4 protein-coding genes are annotated in these 5,086 nt (G+C 51.4%); all 4 read right to left on the reverse strand.

Translation table 11 applies throughout. From position 1 onward, the window contains the following. The coding region (locus tag ACTRC3_RS11420; protein ID WP_440323152.1) for an NYN domain-containing protein at window positions 1–2,619 on the reverse strand (2,619 nt) is incomplete at its 3' end. 76 nt (window positions 2,620–2,695) lie between these two features. Next, on the reverse strand, window positions 2,696–3,487 hold the full coding sequence (locus ACTRC3_RS11425) for a DUF3169 family protein (protein WP_440323153.1): 792 nt from the start codon (window positions 3,485–3,487) through the stop codon (window positions 2,696–2,698). Then, window positions 3,459–3,695, reverse strand: coding sequence for a helix-turn-helix transcriptional regulator (locus tag ACTRC3_RS11430; protein ID WP_349163563.1), 237 nt, complete (start codon window positions 3,693–3,695; stop codon window positions 3,459–3,461). The genes ACTRC3_RS11425 and ACTRC3_RS11430 overlap by 29 nt, the downstream gene beginning before the upstream one ends. A gap of 186 nt (window positions 3,696–3,881) precedes the next feature. Next, the coding region (locus tag ACTRC3_RS11435; protein WP_440323154.1) for an ABC-F family ATP-binding cassette domain-containing protein at window positions 3,882–5,086 on the reverse strand (1,205 nt) is incomplete at its 5' end.

Genomic DNA, 5,086 nt, shown 5'->3' on the forward strand with positions numbered 1-5,086 from the left:
CAGGTTCTCAAACAGATAGTGTTTTCCACCCACAGGCTTCTTCTCCAGTGTCTCTCTGAGTTCGCTGCCGGTTACCTCCACCAGCTCCCGCAGTCCCGCAGCCGAAAGCCTTGATGCCCCCTGACCCATGATAATCACCTGTTCCAGGCCGTCGGAAGTAGCCACTGTCACCTGATACTTTCGACCCAGTTCATGGACTGTCTTCTCAATGTATTGATCCGCTGTCTCGGCTTCTTTTGTATACACCACATGAATGTTGTGATATTTAAAGATTTCTCTGGTTCCGCCTTCCACGCGATAAGCGTCAAAGACCAGAATCAGGGTACAACCCAGTGCGCCCTGCAGATTGGACAAAATATCCATCAGCTTTCCACGGGCAGACTCCAGATTGATTTCTGACAGTGCTTTCAGATCTTCCCATGCAAAAATAATATTATAACCATCCACCAGAAGATATTCTTTTTCCTTTTTACGGAACTTAATTTCCCGCTTTTCTGTATCCTCCGATTCCTTTCGGAAGCTGCGCTCCACCCGGCCCACACCCTGACGGTCGCGCCGGATCGGCCCGTAAGTCCGCTCAAAAATCTCATCCAGCTCCTTCGGATCCACGGCTCCCAGAGACGACTGACTGCGTCTCGCCGTCTCCAGTCCCGCTTCTTTCGGCTCCTTTTTCGGACGCAGCACGCTGTCCAGATGCATATAGGAAAAAACCTGATTCCATGGTACGTAAAAGCCTGCTCCATGGGCACAGAACACGGAGCCTGTCGGGTTCAGTATGTCCGCCTCTGAATCATACCCCGCTGCCGCAATCACCGCTTCCCCATTGCCGCAGGGACCGTAGCCCTTCAGGGTACAGGACAGGTGTCCCAGACCTCTCGTATAGGCAGTCACCTCTGCAGCATAGCCCTGCATCTGTGATACGGGCGCAGAACCGCTTAACACCATCTGGCCATTCTCATTCTCCGGCTCGGAAAATGTACCGGACATCTTCTGAATATCCGTCATGGCCCGTCCCAGCTTATCCGCCGGAACTGTAAGACGGAACTCATAGAAAGGCTCCAAAAGCACGCTTTTCGCCTGCTTCAGCCCCTGCCGTACCGCCCGATAGGTGGCCTGCCGAAAATCACCGCCCTCTGTATGCTTGGCGTGGGCTCTGCCTGCCGCCAGCGTAATCTTCATATCCGTAATCTCCGCCCCGGTCAACACGCCCGGATGACTCCGTTCCGTCAGATGAGTCAGAATCAGCCTCTGCCAGTTCCGATCCAGCTCGTCCTCGCTGCAGCTGCTTGCAAAAGTCAGACCGCTTCCCGGCTCGCCGGGCTCCAGGATCAAATGTACCTCCGCATAATGGCGCAAGGGTTCGAAATGACCCACTCCCTCCACTACATTTTCGATGGTTTCCTTGTATACAATACTGCCTGCCCCAAACTCCACCGGAACGCCAAAGCGCTCCTGCATCAGGCTTTTTAAGATCTCAATCTGTACTTCGCCCATCACGCGCACATGAATCTCGGAAAGCTCCTCTCTCCAGACCACATGCAGCTCCGGAAGCTCCTCCTCCAAACGGCGAAGCTTCTGAAGAAGTTCATGCAGATTGCAGTCCTTCGGAGGCAGTAACTGGTAAGTTAATACCGGTTCCAGGGATGGAGCCGGGCCCTTTTCTTCCATTCCCAGTCCTTCGCCCGCCCAGGTGCGGGAAAGTCCTGTCACTGCGCAGATCGTGCCAGCCGACGCCTCCTGAACGTTCTCAAAGCTGCTGCCGGAATAGAGACGAATCTGATCCGCCTTTTCCTCCCAGGCTTCTCCATCTGTCTCGCCCTGGATAAGCTGTTTTACCTTCAATGAACCGCCCGTCACCTTCAGATAGCTTAAGCGGCTGCCCTGTTCATCCCGGCCAATCTTGTATACACGAGCGCCGAATTCCGTCGGATAGATATGTCGCTCCATATAACGCGCCATGGCGCCCAGGAATTCCTGCACGCCTTCATCTTTCAGAGCGGATCCAAAATAACAGGGATAAATCTTACGCTCCCTGATCTTATGAGCGATACTCTCTGTGCTCAACGTTCCCTGTTCCAGGAACTGTTCCAGCAGCGCCTCATCGCAGACCGCCGCGTCCTCACAGATATCCGCCTCTGCCCGATCTGCCGTAAAATCCACACAGCGTCCATCCAAAGCGCCCTTTAATTCTGTCAGAAGCGCCATACGGTCCGTTCCTGGCTGATCCATTTTATTCACAAATAAGAAAACCGGGATCCGGTACTTCTTCAAAAGCTTCCACAGTGTCCGCACATGAGCCTGCACACCATCTGCACCATTGATCACCAGAATCGCATAGTCCAGCACCCAAAGAGTGCGCTCCATCTCTGCAGAGAAGTCCACATGTCCCGGTGTATCTAAAAGCGCTGCTTTCCAGTCCCCCAGCTGAAGCTGGGCCTGGCTTGCAAAGATCGTAATGCCTCTGGCCCGCTCCAGACTGTGTGTATCCATATGGGCGTCGCCATGATCTACGCGGCCTGCCTTTCGGATGGCACCGCACCGATAGAGCATGGCTTCCGCCAATGTTGTCTTTCCCGCGTCCACATGGGCCAGGATTCCGATTGTCGTTCTCTTTTCCATAAATTCAAACCTCGGATTCCATTCTAACACAAAATGTGTGTTCGGGGAAGAACTTATTTTCCAACCGGCTGTATTCTTATCTCACCAGCGCTCTCGTTTTTCTCAGCTTTACACAGTAATGCGAGTATGTAAACTGCATCAGCAGCCAGATAACAGATACTACTACCACCGCAAACATACCTGTATCAAAATACAAATTCGCTACCATCGTTCCCACAAGCAGAACCGGGACTGTCCGGTTCACTGTCATATAGGCCTTATAAGCACTCCGGTATATGATCTCTTTCTCCGCTTCATCACAGCTCTCCAGCCACTGCTCCTGGAACTTCAGTGAAGACGGTTCGCCCTTTTTCTCCGGATGGGTTTTCTGAAGCAGCTTCACATAGCGAATCTGCCAGAAATACTCATAGATAAAGCAGGCGATAAACACGATGCAAGCTGCCAGGAAACAAAATGCATGGCCGTCGCTTGTGATATACTTCATAGAGTAGCCAAAGGTCAAAACCAGAATACTGAGCACCTGGGATACCACACTTACATTCATTCCAAAGGCCCCTTCTTTTTCTTCCTCATATTCCAGCCGATCGCATTCTTCATCCTCCGCTGTCTGCTGCTTTTCACAGGTCGCTTTCAGCCTCCGGTAACTGGTCTCCCCCAGAATCACAGATGCTGCAAAAATGATTCCCAGAAGCGGCGTCATCACACTTTGAATCAACGCAGTGATTCCTGCCATATCAATTCCAATTCCAGATGCTTTGGTTGCCTCATAAAGTCCACCGGAAATACCTCCCGCCACGCCTCCTATCGCTGCGGCAACTGCGATAATTTTCAGACTTCTTTTATAACTGTTGACTTTTTTCTCTTTCATCTTCCCCATCCTCCTCATACCGGAAAATATCCTCTACCTGTACCTCGCAAATCATTGCCAGCTTCAAAGCCAGTGTCACCGACGGCGAGTAATCGCCCCGTTCAATCAGACTGATTGTCTGCCGGGATACGCCCGCCTTCTTCCCCAGCTCCGTCTGATTCATATTCAGCCGGGAGCGGTATTCCTTTAAACGATTTAATAACGGCATAATGTTCAGTTCTCCTTTGTGTTTGACAACTTTTCTTGTCATTGTTATCATAGCATTGACAAGGATAGTTGTCAAGATGTTTTGACAAGTCTTTTTGTCATTTAAATTTGGTGATATGTCGTTGTCAGTTAAACAAAAAACATCGATCTTTTTTGGCAAGATCGATGTTTTCGTTTTACATTCTTTTTACAGCGTCTTCGTCGTCCACTTACTCATATCCCACACTTCCCCGACCACATCCTGATAAAATTCCGGCTCGTGGCAGATGAGCAGGATACTTCCCTTGTACTCCTTCAATGCCCGTTTCAATTCGTCCTTGGCATCCACGTCCAGGTGGTTGGTGGGCTCGTCCAGGAGGAGGAAGTTGGTGTCGCGGTTGATGAGCTTGCAGAGGCGGACCTTGGCCTGCTCGCCGCCGCTTAAGACGCGGACCTGGCTTTCGATGTGCTTGGTGGTCAGACCGCATTTGGCCAGGGCTGCGCGGATTTCCTGCTGGTTGTAGGAAGGAAATTCATTCCAGATTTCGTCGATGCAGGTGGTCTTATTATCACCCTTTACTTCCTGTTCGAAGTAGCCAAGCTGCAGATTTTCACCCAGCTCGCAGCTGCCGGACAGGGACGGAATCAGACCCAGGATGCTCTTCAAAAGCGTGGTTTTACCGATACCGTTGGTTCCCACCAGCGCAATTTTCTGACCGCGCTCCATGCTGAAATTAAGCGGCTTGGACAGGGGTTCTGTGTAGCCAATCACCAGATCTTTTGTCTCAAAAAGCATTTTTCCGGGCGTGCGGCCATAGCGGAAATCAAATTCCGGCTTTGGCTTTTCGGCAGCCAGCTCAATAACGTCCATTTTGTCCAGCTTTTTCTGGCGGGACATGGCCATATTTCGGGTAGAAACACGGGCCTTGTTGCGGGCCACGAAGTCCTTCAGCTCGCTGATTTCCTGCTGCTGACGGCGGTAAGCAGCCTCTAACTGAGCCTTTTTCACCGCATAGACCTCCTGGAAATGGTCGTAATCGCCCACATAGCGGTTCAGCTCCTGATTCTCCATATGGTAAATGATATTGACCACCTCGTTCATAAAAGGCACGTCATGGGAAATCAGAATAAACGCATTTTCATAATCCAGAAGATAGCGCTTCAGCCAGCCGATATGCTCCTCATCCAGGTAGTTGGTCGGCTCGTCCAGAAGCAGAATATCCGGCTTCTCCAGCAGCAGTTTGGCCAACAGCACCTTCGTTCTCTGTCCGCCGCTCAAATCCGTCACATCCCGGTCAAGCCCCAAATCTAGAAGCCCCAGCGCCCGTGCTACCTCTTCCACCTTCGCGTCAATGGTGTAAAAATCGTGCAGAGTCAGCTCGTCCTGAATGGTTCCCAGCTCCTCCATCAGGG

The sequence above is a fragment of the Laedolimicola sp. genome, from assembly GCF_051972735.1.
GTDB lineage: Bacteria > Bacillota > Clostridia > Lachnospirales > Lachnospiraceae > Laedolimicola > Laedolimicola intestinihominis.

Coding starts and splice junctions, on each gene's coding strand:
- ACTRC3_RS11430 (WP_349163563.1), bottom strand. CDS start 3,695: ATGCCGTTATTAAATCGTTTAAAGGAATACCGCTCCCGGCTGAATATG.
- ACTRC3_RS11425 (WP_440323153.1), bottom strand. CDS start 3,487: ATGAAAGAGAAAAAAGTCAACAGTTATAAAAGAAGTCTGAAAATTATC.